A 17,148-nucleotide genomic window follows, 5' to 3' on the forward strand; every position below is an offset into this window, starting at 1 on the left:
CGTCGTCGACTGCGCGCCGGCTGTCTACTTGTCGATGTCGCCGACCACGAAGAACAGCGAGCCCAGGATCGCCACCATGTCGGCGACCAGGGTCCCGGGCAGCAGCTCGCCGAGGACCTGGATGTTGTTGAAGGAGGCCGAGCGCAGCTTCAGCCGCCACGGCGTCTTGTCGCCCCGGGAGACCAGGTAGTAGCCGTTCACCCCGAGCGGGTTCTCGGTCCAGGTGTAGGTGTGGCCCTCGGGCGCCTTCAGCACCTTCGGCAGCCTGGTGTTGATCGGTCCCGGCGCCAGCCCGGCCAGGGTGTCCAGGCAGGCGTCGGCCAGGTCCAGCGAGTTGTGCACCTGCTCCAGCAGGCACTCGAACCGGGCCAGGCAGTCGCCCTCCTGACGGGTCACCACCCGCAGCACCCCGCCCAGCTCCGGGTAGGCCAGGTAGGGCTGGTCCCGGCGCAGGTCGAAGTCCACCCCGGAGGCCCTGGCGATGGGCCCGCTCACCCCGTAGGCGTGCACCAGCTCCGGCGCCAGCACGCCGACGCCCCTGGTGCGGGCCCGGAAGATGTCGTTGCCGAGGACCAGGTCGTCGAAGACGCCCATCCGGCTGCGGACCGAGGCGACCGCGGCGCGCACCCGTCCGTACCATCCGGCCGGCAGGTCCTCCTTGAGGCCGCCGACCCGGTTGAACATGTAGTGCATCCGGCCGCCGGAGGCCTCCTCCATCACCGCCTGGAGCTGCTCGCGCTCGTGGAAGGCGTGGAAGACCGGGGTGATCCCGCCCAGCTCCAGCGGGTACGAGCCGAGGAACATCAGGTGGTTGAGCACCCGGTTCAGCTCGGCCAGCAGGGTGCGGGTCCAGGTGGCCCGCACCGGCACCTCCATGCCGAGCATCCGCTCCACACCGAGGACCACGCCCAGCTCGTTGGCGAAGGCCGAGAGCCAGTCGTGGCGGTTGGCCAGCATGACGATCTGCCGGTAGTCCCTGGCCTCGAACAGCTTCTCGGCGCCGCGGTGCATGTAGCCGACCACCGGCTCGGCGGCGGTGATCAGCTCACCGTCCAGGCGCAGCTTGATCCGCAGCACGCCGTGGGTGGACGGGTGCTGCGGGCCGATGTTGAGCACCATGTCGCTGGTGCCCAGCTCGGTCGCGGCCCCGGCGCCGATCCCGACCGTGGTCTCGCGGGTGCCGCTGCCCGGCGTGCTACTCGTCGGCGTGCTGGTCCTCGGCGTGCTGGTCCTCATGGAGCAAGAGTGTGCCACCACCGGACGCCGCCAGAGCCGGCCAGCGTCCGGGTAGCGGCATGCCCACCGACTGCAGGCCCCAGACGAAGGAGCCCAGCCCGCTCGGCGCGGTGAGCTCGGCGGCCTCACCCGCCGCGGCCAGGGCGCGCAGGTAGCCGGCGGGGTCGCTCGACGCCAGCGCCAGCGGGGGGCGGGCGCCGTCCACGCCGAGCGCGGCCAGGGCGCGGCGCTGAGTCGTCCACAGGCTGTGGACGGGGCGGCCCGCGGCGGCCTGCCGGGCGGCGGCCAGGCAGGAGTCCAGGGCCACGTGGGAGGTCAGATCGCAGCCGCCGTCCGGTACCGGCCGCACCTCGCGGCCCTCACGGAAGGCGGCGAGGCTGCCGAAGGGCGGCCGGCCGGCGGCGTCGTGGGCGTAGTCGACCGCGACCGCGAGCCCCCGCCGCAGCGAGCCGACGGCTGCCGCCCAGGCCCGGTCGCGGTCCAGCCCGATCTCGGCGCGCTCGCCGGGCTCCGCGCCGTCCAGCGGCCACCAGCGGGCCAGCCAGGCGGCCTGCTCGCCGGCGACCGCCGGTCCCGGTCGCTCCTCGCCGCTGCCGCGCTCCACCTCGACCAGCCGCGCCACGCCCTCGGCGTCGACCTCGGCGATGTCCACCGGCACGTTGTCCAGCCACTCGTTGGCGAACAGCACTCCGTCCGCGGCCGGCTCGATCCGGTCGCTCCAGCCGATCCACCCGGGCAGGCCGTCCGGTCGCGGAGCCCGTTCGACGGCGCGCAGCACCAGCCGGTCCGCCAGTCCGGGCCGCTCCGCGCGGGCGCGCACCCCCAGGGCGCACAGCAACTCCGCGCGCCCCGCGCCGACGTCGGTCACCACCAGTTCCGCCGGACGGCCCAATGCCCGGTCCACCTCGGCCACCAGTTCCAGCACCGCCCCGGCGAACAGCTCGCCGCCGCCGGCCGAGGCGTGCACGGAGGTACGGAAGTGCCCGGCCGGACCGGCCCCCGTCCGGGTGAAGAAGCCGTCCGGCCCGTACAGCGCCCGCTCGGTCGCCGCACGCCACCCGGTCCACTCCGCCGCCTGCGCGGTCCGCCTCCCGCTGTCCATTGCTGCACCCTAGTTCGCGCGGCCCCGGGGCGGTTCGCGCGGCGCGGGGCCGGGCGGACGGGAGGAGTCCGGTCGCCGTACGCGCCGCTCCTCTCTCCGACCTGCGGAGGACGGCCGACTCCGCCCGGCGGGGGACCCGACCGCTGTTCCACCTGCATAGGCTGGTGAGTGTGCAACTCCTCTACAGCTGGTTCCGCAGGCACCCCACGGTGTCCGACGCCATCTGGGCGTCGCTGCTGTTCCTGCTGTGCCTGGTGGAGCTGGCGTCCGACTGGAAGGACGGCAGGAGCCAGGCCGCGCTGGCCGCCCTGGTCTTCGTCTCGGTGACGCTGTGCACGCTGATGGTGCTGCGCCGGCGCTGGCCCGATGTCACCGTCTGGGTGGGCATCGCGGTGGGCCTGGGGCAGGTGGCGCTCCGCCGGGACCCCAGCAGCGCCGACATCGCGCTGCTGATCCTCGCCTACACCGCGGCGGCCTTCGCCCACATCTGGACCTCCAGGGCCGCCCTGCTGATGAGCGCCCTGGCCGGGCCGCTGACGTACTTCCGGTTCGGCCCCGACGGCAACAACCCGCACCCCTCGGTCGCCGAGAACGTCCTGGTCAGCCTGCTGGCCTCGACCCCGTTCCTGCTGTGCTGGGTGCTCGGCCGGTTCACCCGGATCCGCCGCGCCTACTACGTCGAGCTGGAGGACCGCGCCGCCCGGCTGGAGCGCGAGCGTGACGCCCAGTCGAAGATCGCCGTGGCCGCCGAGCGGGCCCGGATCGCCCGGGAGCTGCACGACGTGGTGGCCCACAACGTCTCGGTGATGATCGTTCAGGCCGACGGGGCCTCCTATGTGATGGACTCCTCGCCCGAACAGGCCAAGCAGGCGCTGGCCACCATCGCCGGCACCGGCCGCCAGGCGCTGGAGGAGATGCGCCGGCTGCTGGGGCTGCTGCGCTCGGCCGACAGCGCCGGCGAGTACGTTCCGCAGCCGGGCGTGGAACAGCTCCCCGAGCTGCTGGAACAGGTCCGCAACGCCGGGCTCCCGGTCGCCTTCGCGGTGGAGGGCGAGCCCAGGGAGCTGCCGCGCGGCGTCGAGCTGACGGCCTATCGGATCGTCCAGGAGGCGCTCACCAACGCCCGCAAGCACGGCGGGCCGACGGCCAGCGCCTCGGTGCGGATCCGCTTCGACGACCGCGGCCTGGACATGCTGATCGAGGACAACGGCCGCGGCGCCACCGCCGAGCTGGCCCGCGACGGCGGCGAGGACGGCTTCGGGCACGGACTGATCGGGATGCGCGAGCGGGTCGGCATGGTGGGCGGCACGCTGGATGCCGGGCCCCGCCCCGGCGGCGGCTTCCGGATCAACGCGGTGCTGCCGCTGAAGCCCGCACGGGGCGGGGCGGCTGCGGCTGCGCCCGCCCCGGCCCCCGCGTCACCGCCTCCGCCCGCACCGCCCGGCCCGGTGGCCGACCCCGCCGTCCACCTCAGCAAGTAGAAGGACCCCCGATGCCGATCCGCGTGATGCTCGTCGACGACCAGGAACTGCTGCGCACCGGATTCCGGATGGTGCTCCAGTCGCAGCAGGACATCGAGATCGTCGCCGAGGCCGGTGACGGCGTCCAGGCCCTGGAGGTGCTCGCGACGACCCCGGTCGACGTGATCCTGATGGATGTCCGGATGCCGCGGATGGACGGCGTCGAGGCCACCCGCCGCATCTGCGCCCTGCAGGACGCCGCGGCGGCGAGCGACCCGGGCAGCGACACCGGGCCGCGGGTGCTCATCCTCACCACCTTCGACCTGGACGAGTACGCCTTCGCCGCGCTCAAGGCCGGGGCCAGCGGCTTCCTGCTCAAGGACGTGCCGCCGACCGAGCTGGTCGCCGCGATCCGGGCGGTCCGCGGCGGCGATGCGGTGGTGGCCCCGACCACCACCCGCCGCATGATCGACCGCTTCGCCACGGTGCTGCCCAGCTCGCTGCCGCCGGCCGAGACGCCGGAGCTGGCCCGGCTCACCGAACGCGAGCGCGAGGTGCTGCTGCTGATCGCCCAGGGGCTCTCCAACGGCGAGATCGCGGCCCGGCTCTCACTCTCCGAGGCGACCGTGAAGACCCACGTCGGCCGGATCCTCACCAAGCTGCAGCTGCGCGACCGGGTGCAGGCCGTGGTCCTGGCCTATGAGACGGGGCTGGTCCGGGCGCAGCACTGACCCTTTCGGGGTGGCTTGTCGCGCAGTTCCCCGCGCCCCCAGCAAGTGCAACTGGCCCAGTTGCAGCCCCCTAGGGGCGCGGGGAACTGCGCGACAAACCACCCACAGCCCGCACCCGAAGGCCTACTTCAACCGTTCCAGCAACGCCGCCACCCCCGAGCGAACCTCCTGTGGGGACCACTCCAGCGCCGGGGCCTGCACGGTGACCTCGGTGTACGAGATCCCCGGCAGCCCGGGCTCGCGCCAGCCGCCGAACAGCGCCTGTCCGGTTTCCTCAGCCATCCGCAGCCCCGCCTCGACCAGGGTCTCAGCCGGGTACGGCAGCCACAGCTGGAACTGGTGGGTGTGCGGCGGCTCCGGGAACACCCGGGCGCCGGGCACCTCGGCCACCGCCTCCGCCAGCGCCGCGGCCACCACCTTGGCGTGCGCGACGTACTCGCCCAGCCGCGGCAGCTCCCGCTCGATCCCGGCCAGCGCGCTCAGCGCCGCAGGCCACTGCTGGTAGAGCTGGCCGCCGTAACGGTGCCGCCAGGTCCGCGCCTCGGCGACGAACTCCGCAGGGCCGGCCAGAGCAGCCCCGCTGATCCCGCCGAGGGTCTTGTAGAACGACACGTAGACGGAGTCGGCGAGACCGGCGATCTCCGGCAGCGAACGGTCGAAGTGCGGCGTGGTCTCCCAGATCCGGGCCCCGTCCAGATGCACCACCGCGTCCCTGGCCCTGGCCGCCTCGACGGTGGCCTCCAGCTCGGTCCAGGTCGGCAGCAGGAATCCGGCGTCGCGCAGCGGCAGCTCCAGCATCAGCGTGCCGAAGGGCTCGGCGAAGTCGGCCACCTCCTCCGCGTCGGGCATCCGCCGCTCGGTCGTCGGCCAGACGCTGCGCAAGCCGCTGAGCTGCGCATACGCAAAGCGCTCATGGACCTCGGGGTGGGCCAGCGGGTGCATCGCCACCGTGCGGTCACCGGTCCGCCCGGCCCAGCAGCGCAGCGCGACCTGCTGCGCCATCGTCCCGGTCGGGAAGAACGCTGCGGCCTCGGTGCCGAGAAGACCGGCGACCCGCTCCTCCAGGACCTCGACCACGCCGTCCCCGTACACGTCGGTACGGCCGCCAAGCTCGTGCGAGCCGCCGGCGAGGGAGTCGATGCTCTCCCGCAGGCTCCTCGGGCGGGTACCGGAGAGTAGCCTTCCGGAGCCACGCAGCGCCTCGTAGCGGCGCTGCTGCGGGTCTATTTCCATCTCTTCAGCCATGGACCGATCATCTCCCATGCCGCTGGGCCGGGCTCTCGCCGACCGGGACGGGGCTGACCCGGAGGCGCTGGATGTCATACGATCCGGCGGCAGCCACCCCTCACCCGATGGTCCCCGGAGGATTCCGTGTTCGCTCTAGTCCTCAGGTTGATCCTCATCCCGTTGACCCGGGTGATCTACCGGCCGGTGATCGAGGGGCGCGAGAACGTACCCCGGCGCGGTCCGGTGATCCTGGCCAGCAACCACCTGTCCTTCATCGACAGCATGGTCATCCCGCTGGTGGCACCCCGCCCGGTGGCCTTCCTGGCCAAGAAGGAGTACTGGACCGGAACCGGGATCAAGGGGCGGATCATGCGCTCCTTCTTCATCGCGATCAGCGCCGTCCCGGTCGAGCGCGGTACCCACCGCGCGGCCCAGGCCTCGCTGGACGCCTCGCTGGCCGTCCTCAACGAGGGCATGGCCTTCGGCATCTATCCGGAGGGCACCCGCTCGCTGGACGGCCGGCTGTACCGCGGGCGCACCGGGGTGGCCTGGCTCGCGCTCACCTCCGGCGCACCGGTGGTCCCGGTGGCCCTGGCGGGCACCCAGGACATCCAGCCGGTCGGCAAGCGGCTGCCCCGCGTCCGACGGGTGACCGTCCGCTTCGGAGAGCCCATGGACTTCAGCGACCGCCGCGACCTGAAGCCGGTGGGGCCGGTGCGGCGCGGGGTCACCGACGAGATCATGGACGCCATCCACAAGCTGTCCGGGCAGACGCGGGTGGCGGCGTACAACGAGCGCCCGTCGGAGGACGCGGCGTAGGTCGCGCGGCGGTGCGGGCTGCGCATGGTTGCTGTTCGCGCAGTTCCCCGCGCCCCTGAAGGGGCGCGGGCAACCACCCCCCGAGGTGCACCCGTGAGCCCGCCGTACGATGGTGCGGTACGTCCGGTACCCATGAGGACTGGAACGGAAGGCAGGAACACGTGAGTGCAGACGACCTCGGTCTGCCGGACTTCGGCGACCCCACCGACCCCGCGAACCGCCCGGCCCGCCTCGCCGTGGGCGTCGTCGGTACGGGCAGGGTCGGCCCCGCCCTCGCCGCCGCGCTGCAGCTCGCGGGGCACCGCGTGGTCGCCGCCTCCGGCGTCTCCCGGGAGTCGCGCCGTCGCGCCGAGACCCTGCTGCCGGGCGTCCGCCTGGTCACGCCCCCGCAGGTGATGGCCGCCTCCGACCTGGTGCTGCTGACCGTCCCCGACGACGTCCTCGCCGAACTGGTGGCGGGGCTCGCGGCGACGGGCGCGGTGCGGCCGGGGCAGATACTGGTGCACACCTCCGGCGCGCACGGCGTCGCCGTGCTGGACCCAGCGGCCCGCGCCGGCGCACTCCCGCTGGCTCTGCACCCGGCGATGACCTTCACCGGCACCGCCGTCGACGTGGCCCGGCTGTCCGGCTGCCCCTTCGGGGTGACCTCCCCGGAGGAGCTTCGCCCGGTCGCCGAGGCGCTGGTCGTGGAGATGGGCGGCGAGCCGGAATGGGTGCCCGAGGCGGTCCGCCCGCTCTACCACACCGCCCTCGCGCACGGCTCCAACCACCTGGTCACCCTGGTGGCCCAGGCCATGGAGATCCTCGGCGACGCCGGTGTCGCCGAGCCGGGCCGGATGCTCGGCCCGCTCCTCGGCGCCGCCCTCGACAACGCGCTGCGCAGCGGCGACGCCGCGCTGACCGGTCCGGTCGCCCGCGGCGACGCCGGGACGGTGCGCAAGCACGTGCAGCAACTGCGGGCGACCTCGCCCCAGGTGCTGGAGAGCTACCGGGCGATGGCCCGGGCCACCGCCGACCGCGCGCTGGCCAACGGAATGCTGAAGGCGGAGGCGGCCGAGGCGCTGCTGGACGTCCTGGCGGAGGAGGACAAGTGACCGAGCTGGTGCGGACGGCCAAGGAGCTGCGCGAGGCCGCCCCGGGCGCGCAGCGGGCCGTGGTGATGACCATGGGCGCACTGCACGAGGGCCACGCGGCGTTGATCAGGGCGGCGCGCAAGCGGGTCGGACCGGGCGGCGCGGTGATCGTGACGGTGTTCGTCAACCCGCTCCAGTTCGGCCCCGGCGAGGACCTGGACCGCTATCCGCGCACCCTGGACGCCGACGTCGAGCTCGCCGCGGAGGCCGGCGCCAGCGTGGTGTTCGCGCCGTCGGTGGACGAGGTCTACCCCGGCGGCGCGCCGCAACTGCGGCTGGCGGCCGGCCCGATGGGGGAGGGGTACGAGGGCGCCTCGCGCCCCGGCCACTTCGACGGGATGCTCACCGTGGTCGCCAAGATGCTCCACCTCACCGCCCCCGACGTGACCTTCTTCGGCGAGAAGGACGGGCAGCAGCTCGCCCTGGTGCGGCGGATGGTCAAGGACCTCAACTTCCCGGTCGAGGTGGTCGGCGTCCCCACCGTTCGGGAGCCCGACGGACTGGCGCTGTCCAGCCGCAACCGCTTCCTCTCGGCGGAGGACCGGACCCGGGCGCTGGCGCTGTCGCAGATGCTCTTCGCCGGGCACGCGGCCCGCAAGAGCGGTCCGGCCGCGGTCATGGCCGCGGCGCGGGCGGTGCTCGCGGACCACCCGGACCTGTCCGTCGACTACCTCGCGCTGATCGACCCGTCCGACTTCACCGAGGTCGACCGGGAGGACCACCGGGGCGAGGCACTGCTCGCCGTCGCCGCGAAGGTCGGCAGCACCCGTCTGATCGACAACGTACGCATCTTCTTCCAGCCGTAGTCCCTCGCACCGCCCCCGGCATGTACTCACCACCAGGAGACGTGACCATGTACCGCACCATGCTGAAGTCCAAGATCCACCGAGCCACCGTCACCCAGGCCGACCTGCACTACGTGGGCTCGGTGACGGTGGATCAGGACCTGCTGGACGCCGCCGACCTGCTCCCCGGCGAGCTGGTCCACATCGTCGACATCGACAACGGCAACCGGCTGGAGACCTACACCATCGCGGGGGAGCGCGGCACCGGCATCATCGGCATCAACGGCGCCGCCGCCCGGCTGGTCCACCCGGGCGACCTGGTGATCCTGATCGCCTACGCCCAGCTGGAGGACGCCGAGGCGCGCAGTCACCAGCCCCGGGTGGTCTTCGTGGACGGCGACAACCGGGTCACCCACCTGGGCTCCGACGCCGCCCACGCCCCGGCCGGCAGCGGGCTCACCTCCGGGCATACGGATTCCCGTGCGATTCCCGGACAGGCGTACCGTGACGTCGACGGTGCTGCCCACAGCACCCCTGTGCCCGCGCGGAGCGAAGCATGACCCCTGTTCTCAAGACGCCCGTACCCGAGGACGTCAGGACGCGACTGGCCGCCCCGGCGCCCGGCTGGACCACCGCCACCGACGTGGTCGTGGTCGGGTCCGGCGTCGCCGGGCTGACCACGGCCCTGCGGCTGCGCGCCGCGGGGCTGAAGGTCATGGTGGTCACCAAGGCGGTACTGGACGACGGCTCCACCCGCTGGGCCCAGGGCGGCATCGCCGCCGCGCTCGGCGAGGGCGACACCCCCGAGCAGCACCTGGCCGACACCCTGGTCGCCGGGGCCGGCCTCTGCGACGAGGAGGCGGTGCGGGTCCTGGTCACCGAGGGCCCGGCCGCCGTGCGGCGGCTGATCGCCACCGGCGCGGCCTTCGACAAGGGCGCCGACGGGAAGATCCTGCTCACCCGCGAGGGCGGCCACCACCGCCGCCGGATCGCCCACGCCGGCGGCGACGCCACCGGCGCCGAGATCTCCCGCGCCCTGGTCGAGGCCGTCCAGGCCGATCCGCAGATCGAGGTCATCGAGCACGCCCTGGTGCTGGACCTGCTCACCGACGCCGAGGGCCGCACCGCCGGACTGACCCTGCACGTGATGGGCGAGGGCCAGCGGGACGGCGTCGGCGCGCTGCACGCCCGTGCGGTGGTGCTGGCCACCGGCGGCATGGGCCAGGTCTACTCGGCCACCACCAACCCGGCCGTCTCCACCGGCGACGGCGTCGCACTGGCGCTGCGGGCCGGGGCCGAGGTCACCGACCTGGAGTTCGTCCAGTTCCACCCGACCGTGCTGTGGCTGGGCCCGGACGCCGAGGGCCAGCAGCCGCTGATCTCCGAGGCGGTCCGCGGCGAGGGCGCCCACCTGGTCGACGCCGACGAGGTGCGGTTCATGGTGGGCCAGCACGAGCTGGCCGAGCTGGCGCCGCGCGACATCGTCGCCAAGGGCATCATGCGCCGGATGCTCGAGACCGGCGCCGAGCACATGTACCTGGACGGACGGCACTTCGGCGAGCGGATGTGGGAGGAGCGCTTCCCCACCATCCTGGCCTCCTGCCGCTCGCACGGCATCGACCCGGTGACCGAGCTGATCCCGGTCGCCCCCGCCGCCCACCACGCCTCCGGCGGGGTCCGCACCGACCTGCGCGGCCACACCACCGTCTCCGGCCTCTACGCCTGCGGCGAGGTCGCCTGCACCGGGGTGCACGGCGCCAACCGGCTGGCCTCCAACTCGCTGCTGGAGGGGCTGGTCTTCGCCGAGCGCATCGCCGCCGACATCCTGGAGCGGGACACGGCCGGCAAGCTGACCCCCCGTCACGAGGACACCACCCGCGAGGTCGAGCGTGTTCCGCTGCTGGCCTCCGAGGCGCGGGCCGACATCCAGCGGCTGATGACCAGGGGCGTGGGCGTGCTGCGCAACGCCGCCGGCATGGCCGAGGCCGCCGAGGGGCTGGCGGCCCTGACCGCCGACCCGCACAGCAGCGCCGTCACCGGCAAGGGCGAGGCCCCGCAGGTCGAGACCTGGGAGGCGACCAACCTGCACCTGGTCGCCACCGCGCTCACCGCCGCCGCCCGGCTGCGCGAGGAGACCCGCGGCTGCCACTGGCGCGAGGACTTCCCGGACCGCGACGACGCGGCCTGGCAGCGTCATCTCATCTCCCGTCAGCAGGACGGCGTTCTGACCACCACCAAGGAGCAGCAGTGACCGCGCACGACCACGAGCACGACCACCCGGAACTCCAGCTCGTCGACGGAGAGGGCGGCGGCTGCGGCGACGGCTGCGCCTGCGGCGAGGAGTACGTCACCGGCCTGGACCCGGCCCTGGCCGCCCTGCTGGAGGAGGCCGGTCTGGACCCGGTCGAGGTCGAGGACATCGCCACCCTCGCGCTGGCCGAGGACCTGGCCGGCGGCGAGGACGTGACCTCGGTCGCCACCGTTCCCGAGGAGGCCGTCGCCACCGCCGACTTCACCGCCCGCGAGGCCGGCGTGGTCGCCGGGCTGCGGGTCGCCGAGGCGGTGCTCTCGCTGGTCGCCGAGGAGGAGTTCAGCGTCGAACGGCACGCCGAGGACGGCGACCGGGTCGAGGCCGGGCAGGTGCTGCTCAGTGTGACCACCCGCACCCGCGACCTGCTCACCGCCGAGCGCAGCGCGCTCAACCTGCTGTGCCACCTCTCCGGCATCGCCACCGCCACCCGGGCCTGGGTCGACGCCCTGGAGGGCACCGGCGCGGTGGTCCGCGACACCCGCAAGACCACCCCGGGGCTGCGCGCGCTGCAGAAGTACGCGGTGCGGGCCGGCGGCGGCAGCAACCACCGGATGGCGCTGTCGGACGCCGCCCTGGTCAAGGACAACCACGTGGTCGCCGCCGGCGGCGTCGCCGAGGCGTTCAAGGCCGTCCGTGACGCCTACCCGGACCTGGCCGTCGAGGTGGAGGTGGACCGCCTGGACCAGATCCAGCCGGTGCTGGACGCCGGGGCGGACCTGATCCTGCTCGACAACTTCAGCATCCCCGAGCTGCGCGAGGCCGTCGCGCTGGTGGCCGGCCGGGCCAAGCTGGAGTCCTCCGGCGGGCTGACCCTCGCCGAGGCCCGCGCGGTCGGCGAGACCGGCGTGGACTACCTGGCGGTGGGTGCCCTGACGCACTCCTCGCCCATCCTTGACATCGGCCTGGACCTGCGCGGATAGTCCCCCGACTACCCCTTATTGACTTAGGAACGGCGCCAGCATGCTGCTCACGATCGACGTCGGCAACACCCACACCGTCCTCGGCCTGTTCGACGGCGAGGAGATCGTGGAGCACTGGCGGGTGTCCACCGACCCCCGCCGGACCGCCGACGAGACGGCCGTGCTGATGCAGGGGCTGATGGGTTCGCACCCCGCGCTGGGCGAGGACACCGTCGACGGACTGGCGATCTGCTCCACCGTGCCGTCGGTACTGCACGAACTGCGCGAGGTGACCCGCCGTTACTACGGGGACGTCCCGGCGGTGCTGGTGGAGCCGGGCGTCAAGACCGGGGTGCACGTCCTCACCGACAACCCCAAGGAGGTGGGCGCGGACCGGATCGTGAACACCCTCGCGGCCAAGCACCTCTACGGCGGCCCCTGCATCGTGGTCGACTTCGGCACGGCGACCACCTTCGACGCGGTCAACGAGCGCGGGGACTACGTGGGCGGGGCGATCGCTCCCGGCATCGAGATCTCGGTGGAGGCACTGGGGCTGCGGGGCGCGAAGCTGCCGAAGATCGAGATCATCCGTCCGCGCAACGTCATCGGCAAGAACACCGTGGAGTGCATGCAGTCCGGCATCCTCTACGGCTTCGCCGGACAGGTGGACGGCGTCGTGAACCGGATGGCCGCGGAGTTGGCCACCGACCCGGACGATGTGCAGGTGATCGCCACGGGGGGGCTGGCGCCGCTGGTGCTGGGGGAGGCGAGCTCCATCGATGTGCACGAGCCTTGGCTGACGCTGATCGGGCTGCGCTTGGTCTATGAGCGGAACACCGCGGGGTAGTGGCTTCGGGTGCGGCGTGTGCCTGGTTGCTGTTCGCGCAGTTCCCCGCGCCCCTAGCAAGTGCAACTGAGCCAGTTGCAGACCCCTGGGGGCGCGGGGAACTGCGCGGCCAACCCACTACGGCCTGCACCTGAAAACCCGTCAGAACTCAGCGCGTCGATAATCACAAATAGGTCACAACGGGCATAGGGTCAACTCATGCCTACGCCTCACGGGTCTCGCGGCGGTATGGCCTTCAGTGCGGACGAGCTGCGGGTGCTGCGGCGCGCCCTCGCTCAGGTCTTGAACCCACCGAGTCTGAACCCGCCCTCCCCGGCCCTGACACCCGCTCACTCCACCTCGCCCGCCCTGGTCCCGGCCCGCGCCCCGCACCCGCTCGGCTGGGCCTCGGACGTCCAGGACGTCCTGCGCCTCGCCGAGTCCATCGACGAGGCCGTCCACGAGGCCGGCCGGATGCGTGCCTTCGCCCTCGCCGACCTCGCCCGCTACCGCCAGGCCCTCCCCGGCAGCGCGACCGGGTACCTGGAGCGGCTGGACGAGGCCGTCGGCGACGGCTACCTCCCCGAGGCCGACGACCTCGCCGCGCTGCGCACGCTGACCGCCCAGCCCTGCGCCCCGGCCGAGCGCGCCCGCAGGCTCGCGCTCCGCGCGCACTGCGGCGAACTCGCCGAGGCCGCGGTACGCCGCCGGCTGGAGTCCGCGACGAGGCCGCCCCAGCTCGGCGGCGGTACGGTGACCGAGTTCGCCCGCCCGGCGCGCACACCGCGTCCGCGCGGGGGTACGGGGGGTCGCACCCCGGAAATCCGCAACAGCCCGGGGGGAGCCCCCCTCTCCCTGCCGAACCGACGTGGAGGTCCCATTCCCATGGCTTCGTCCGACACCCCCACCCCCACCCCCAGCAGCAAGGCCGGCCGGACCGGCGCCGACGAGGCCGCCGTGGAGCCGGAGGAGGAGCAGCGGACCCGCGCCGTCCGCCCGGTGCCGACCCCGGCCGACCTCTTCCCGCGCGGGGTCCGCAAGCCGCAGGCACCGCTGCCGGGCGGATCGGAACTGGCCACCGGCACCGGCTGAGCATGGTCACAGATGGATGACAGATGGGTCCCGGTTGCCGCATGGCGGCCTCCGGGGCCGTAGGGCGGTCCCCCGGGGTGATTTGATCTGCGGCACTGTACGTCAGCACCGCACCCTCGGGGGAAAACTCCATGTCAGACCCGCTTTTGCGCCGGTTCGCCCGGATCGGTGCCGCGGTCGTCGCGGCCTCGGCCATATCCGTCGGCCTCGCTCTTCCCGCCCAGGCGGACGCCGGCACCGGCAGCGCCGGCGGTGCGCTGATCTCGGTGCTGGCCCCGCCGGCGGTGACGCTGGTGCCGCAGCCCGCGAGCGGCGGCCCGACGGCCTTCACCACGCTCACTCCGATCGTGGCGAACGAGGGCGACGTCACGCAGGTGGACGACGTCGTACTGAGCGTCGACGCCACCGGGCTGAAGGGGGTCGCCGAGCTCTCGCTGCCCAAGGGGTGCTCCTACACCGACGCGGCGCAGACCAAGGCCGACTGCCGGCTCGGATCGGTCGCCATCGTCGGAACGCTGGACCTGGGCATCCGTACCCTGCCCGGCGCCACCGTCGGCACCAAGGCGAAGCTGTCCTTCAAGGCCACCGCCGCCAACGCGGTCGAGGACCCGTCGGACAGCGCCGAGAGCCTCACCACGGAGGTCACCGTCGGGGACGGCCCCGACCTGGCGACCACTCAGCTCGGCGCCCTCACGGTCAAGCCGGGCGGCAGCACCGGCTACACCCCGCAGCTGCGCAACCTGGGTGACCGGGACTCCGACAAGGGCGTGGTGATGCTGATCGACGCCGCTTCCATGAGCGGCGGAGCCGGCTTCAGCATCGGCGGCAACTACAGCAACTGCCAGTACGGCGTCGGCGACGTCGAGGCACCCGCCGCCGAGCGCACCGGGGTGCTGTGCCACTTCGACGACGTGGTGGTGCACCCGGGCGACGTGCTGCAGCCCTCCGAGCCGATCACCGTCGACGCGACCTCGGCCGCCACCCGCGGCTACACCGAGTACGGCTTCGACACCGTCGGCGGCGAGCTGACCAAGGGCGTCAGCAGCGGCCACGCGGGCACCGGTGCCGCGCTGACCCTGGTGCCGGTCCCGAGCGCCGGGGTCCGGTCCCGCATCGCGGACATCGACTACACCAACAACGTCGGCTTCGCCGAGCTCAGCACCGGGCAGTCGCTGGACGTCGCCGCCACCGGCAAGGACTTCAGCGGCACGGTCGGCAGCAGCGCCCACCTCTACGCGGGCGTGGTCAACAAGGGCACCGTGCCCACCCAGGCCCTGGAGGGCGCCCCCTCGGCCGACGACACCGTCGCGCTGCTGGTCGCCCTGCCCGAGGGCATCAAGGTCACCAAGGTCCCCGCGGGGTGCGAGAGGGACGACAGCGAGTCGTCCGGGGCCGTCCGGAGCCGGGTCGGCAACGCCCTGAGCAGCAGGCTGACCGCCGCGGCCGGCTCGCTGTCCGAGCCGGACGGATCCCTGTACGACTGCCTGGTCGGCTCCGTGGTCCAGCCCGGTGCCTCCTACACCCTCGACTTCACCGTCGAACCGACCGCGGTGCTGCACCAGGCGGCGGGCGAGGTCATGGCCTTCACCGGTGACGGCATCGACGACGACATGGACAACAACGTCGCCGACTTCACCGTCGAGACGGTCAAGGGCAGCACCACCCCGGTCACCGTGACGTCCACGCCCACGCCCACGGTGTCCGCGACCGCGACGGCGAGCGCCTCGGCCACCCCGTCCGCCCCGGCGACCGCCGCCACCGGCGGTGTCCTCGCCGCGACCGGCGGCGGTGACGACACCTCCCCGATGCTGTTCTTCGGCGTCGGCGCCATCGCCCTGGGCGTCGCGGCGATGCTGCTCACCCGGCGCCGCCGGGCCGGCAGCCACGGCTGACCGTCCGTACCAGTGGTGTCCCGGTGTCCCGCCACCCGGTAATCGGGTGGCGGGGCACCGTCGTCTCCTCGATACCCTTGCACCGTGACTGATCAGACCCCGGTACCCGCGTCCGACGACCTTCCCGAGCAGATGCGGGTACGCCGCGAGAAGCTGGAGCGCCTGCGCGCCGCCGGCATTGACCCGTACCCGGTCGGCTTCCCGCGTACGACCACGCTGGCCGACCTGCGCGCCGCCTACCCCGACCTGGAGCCCGACCACGCCACCGGCGACCGCGCCGGCGTGACCGGCCGGGTCGTGCTCAGCCGTACCGGCGGCAAGCTGTGCTTCGCCACGCTGCGGGACGGCACCGCCGACCTCCAGGTGATGCTCTCGCTGGACCGGCTGGGCGCCGAGAGCCTGGCGGCGTGGAAGGCCGACGTCGACCTGGGCGACCACGTCGGCGTCGAGGGCGAGGTCATCACCTCCAAGCGCGGCGAGCTCTCGATCATGGTCGACAACTGGGCGATCACCGCCAAGTGCCTGCGCCCGCTGCCGGACAAGCACAAGGGCCTGACCGACCCCGAGGCCCGGGTCCGCCAGCGCTACGTGGACCTCATCGTCAACCCCGCCGCCAGGGAGATGCTCTACCTGCGCAGCAAGGTGGTCCGCTCGATCCGCCGAACCTACGAGGAGCGCGGCTTCACCGAGGTCGAGACCCCGATGATGCAGCCGGTCCACGGCGGCGCCAACGCGCGTCCGTTCAAGACCCACATCAACGCCTACGACATCGACCTCTACATGCGGATCGCCCCCGAGCTCTACCTCAAGCGGCTCGCGGTCGGCGGCGCGGAGAAGATCTTCGAGATCAACCGCAACTTCCGCAACGAGGGCGCGGACTCCACCCACAACCCCGAGTTCACCATGCTGGAGTCCTACGAGGCCTACGGCGACTACAACACCCAGGCCGAGATGATCCGCGCCACGATCGTCAACGCGGCCCGGGACGCGCTGGGCACCACGGTGATCCGCGGCGTGGACCCGCACGGCGTGGAGCACGAGATCGACCTGGCCGAGCCCTGGGCCGAGATCACCGTCTACGGCGGGATCTCCGAGCAGCTCGGCACCGAGATCACCCCGGACACCACGGTCGAGGAGCTGCGCAAGCTGGCGGACGCGGCCGGCGTCCCCTACGAGAAGCAGTGGGGCCACGGCCAGATCGTCCTGGAGATGGTCGAGCGGCTGCTGGAGGAGGCGGCGGTCAAGCCCACCTTCATCCGGGACTACCCCACCGAGGTCTCCCCGCTGACCCGCCAGCACCGCAGCAACCCGGGTGTCGCCGAGAAGTGGGACCTGATGATCTTCGGCACTGAGATCGGCACCGGCTACTCCGAGCTGGTCGACCCGGTCGAGCAGCGGGCCCGGCTGACCGCCCAGTCGCTGCTGGCGGCCGGCGGCGACGTCGACGCGATGCAGCTGGACGAGGACTTCCTCCGCGCCCTGGAGTACGCGATGCCGCCCACCGGCGGCCTCGGGATGGGCGTGGACCGGCTGATCATGCTGCTCACCGGCAAGAACATCCGGGAGACGGTGCTGTTCCCGCTGGTGAAGCCGGACGTCCAGGGGGCCCAGGGCTGACTGCCTGGCTCCGCCCGG

The 17,148-nt window shown here is 73.1% G+C and carries 15 protein-coding genes; 12 read left to right on the forward strand and 3 right to left on the reverse strand.

Going from position 1 to position 17,148, the window contains the following annotated elements; translation table 11 throughout:
- Positions 1 to 24: 24 nt before the first annotated feature.
- Together IF29_RS0114390 and IF29_RS0114395 are read right to left on the reverse strand one after the other, a co-directional pair.
- Entirely contained in the window at positions 25 to 1,236 is a 1,212-nt protein-coding gene (locus tag IF29_RS0114390) for an NADH-quinone oxidoreductase subunit D (RefSeq protein WP_030254066.1), read from the reverse strand.
- On the reverse strand, positions 1,196 to 2,338 hold the full coding sequence (locus tag IF29_RS0114395; protein WP_063757497.1) for an SAM-dependent methyltransferase: 1,143 nt from the start codon (positions 2,336 to 2,338) through the stop codon (positions 1,196 to 1,198). The genes IF29_RS0114390 and IF29_RS0114395 overlap by 41 nt, the downstream gene beginning before the upstream one ends.
- Before the next feature lie 170 nt (positions 2,339 to 2,508).
- Here IF29_RS0114395 and IF29_RS0114400 point away from each other — a divergent pair, with 170 nt between their 5' ends.
- Complete coding sequence (locus tag IF29_RS0114400) at positions 2,509 to 3,819, forward strand: sensor histidine kinase (protein ID WP_084714245.1); 1,311 nt, start codon at positions 2,509 to 2,511, stop codon at positions 3,817 to 3,819.
- Between the two features lie 11 nt (positions 3,820 to 3,830).
- A complete protein-coding gene (locus IF29_RS0114405) occupies positions 3,831 to 4,529 on the forward strand; it encodes a response regulator (protein ID WP_030254071.1) in 699 nt (232 codons plus the stop codon).
- Between the two features lie 123 nt (positions 4,530 to 4,652).
- Here IF29_RS0114405 and IF29_RS0114410 read toward each other — a convergent pair whose 3' ends face one another.
- Positions 4,653 to 5,774, reverse strand: a complete 1,122-nt coding sequence (locus IF29_RS0114410) for a threonine aldolase family protein (RefSeq protein ID WP_030254073.1) — start codon at positions 5,772 to 5,774, stop codon at positions 4,653 to 4,655.
- Between the two features lie 126 nt (positions 5,775 to 5,900).
- Between IF29_RS0114410 and IF29_RS0114415 the strand changes: the two genes are divergently transcribed.
- The 10 genes from IF29_RS0114415 (at position 5,901) to lysX (ending at position 17,130) form a co-directional block, all read left to right on the forward strand.
- Positions 5,901 to 6,575, forward strand: coding sequence for a lysophospholipid acyltransferase family protein (locus IF29_RS0114415; protein WP_030254075.1), 675 nt, complete (start codon positions 5,901 to 5,903; stop codon positions 6,573 to 6,575).
- Between the two features lie 161 nt (positions 6,576 to 6,736).
- Positions 6,737 to 7,669 carry a Rossmann-like and DUF2520 domain-containing protein gene (locus IF29_RS47590; protein ID WP_232242134.1) on the forward strand — a complete coding sequence of 311 codons (933 nt, stop codon included), beginning with the start codon at positions 6,737 to 6,739 and terminating at the stop codon, positions 7,667 to 7,669.
- Positions 7,666 to 8,514 (forward strand): pantoate--beta-alanine ligase, encoded by an 849-nt coding sequence (panC, locus tag IF29_RS47595; protein WP_030254078.1) that lies wholly within the window; start codon positions 7,666 to 7,668, stop codon positions 8,512 to 8,514. Before IF29_RS47590 ends, panC begins: the two co-directional genes overlap by 4 nt.
- 47 nt (positions 8,515 to 8,561) lie before the next feature.
- Positions 8,562 to 9,053, forward strand: coding sequence for an aspartate 1-decarboxylase (gene panD / locus IF29_RS0114430; RefSeq protein WP_084714194.1), 492 nt, complete (start codon positions 8,562 to 8,564; stop codon positions 9,051 to 9,053).
- Positions 9,050 to 10,744 carry an L-aspartate oxidase gene (locus IF29_RS0114435; protein WP_051725294.1) on the forward strand — a complete coding sequence of 565 codons (1,695 nt, stop codon included), beginning with the start codon at positions 9,050 to 9,052 and terminating at the stop codon, positions 10,742 to 10,744. Before panD ends, IF29_RS0114435 begins: the two co-directional genes overlap by 4 nt.
- Entirely contained in the window at positions 10,741 to 11,724 is a 984-nt protein-coding gene (nadC, locus tag IF29_RS0114440; RefSeq protein ID WP_030254084.1) for a carboxylating nicotinate-nucleotide diphosphorylase, read from the forward strand. The genes IF29_RS0114435 and nadC overlap by 4 nt, the downstream gene beginning before the upstream one ends.
- Before the next feature lie 40 nt (positions 11,725 to 11,764).
- Complete coding sequence (locus IF29_RS0114445; RefSeq protein ID WP_030254086.1) at positions 11,765 to 12,550, forward strand: type III pantothenate kinase; 786 nt, start codon at positions 11,765 to 11,767, stop codon at positions 12,548 to 12,550.
- A gap of 198 nt (positions 12,551 to 12,748) precedes the next feature.
- Positions 12,749 to 13,621, forward strand: coding sequence for a hypothetical protein (locus IF29_RS0114450; protein ID WP_157623737.1), 873 nt, complete (start codon positions 12,749 to 12,751; stop codon positions 13,619 to 13,621).
- Between the two features lie 131 nt (positions 13,622 to 13,752).
- Positions 13,753 to 15,513, forward strand: coding sequence for an LPXTG cell wall anchor domain-containing protein (locus tag IF29_RS0114455; RefSeq protein ID WP_157623738.1), 1,761 nt, complete (start codon positions 13,753 to 13,755; stop codon positions 15,511 to 15,513).
- A gap of 84 nt (positions 15,514 to 15,597) precedes the next feature.
- The gene (gene lysX / locus IF29_RS0114460) at positions 15,598 to 17,130 is read left to right on the forward strand and encodes a bifunctional lysylphosphatidylglycerol synthetase/lysine--tRNA ligase LysX (protein ID WP_084714197.1); all 1,533 of its coding nucleotides are present in this window, start codon (positions 15,598 to 15,600) and stop codon (positions 17,128 to 17,130) included.
- Positions 17,131 to 17,148 lie beyond the last annotated feature (18 nt).

This window comes from Streptacidiphilus jeojiense, assembly GCF_000719095.1.
Classification (GTDB): Bacteria; Actinomycetota; Actinomycetes; order Streptomycetales; family Streptomycetaceae; genus Streptacidiphilus; species Streptacidiphilus jeojiensis.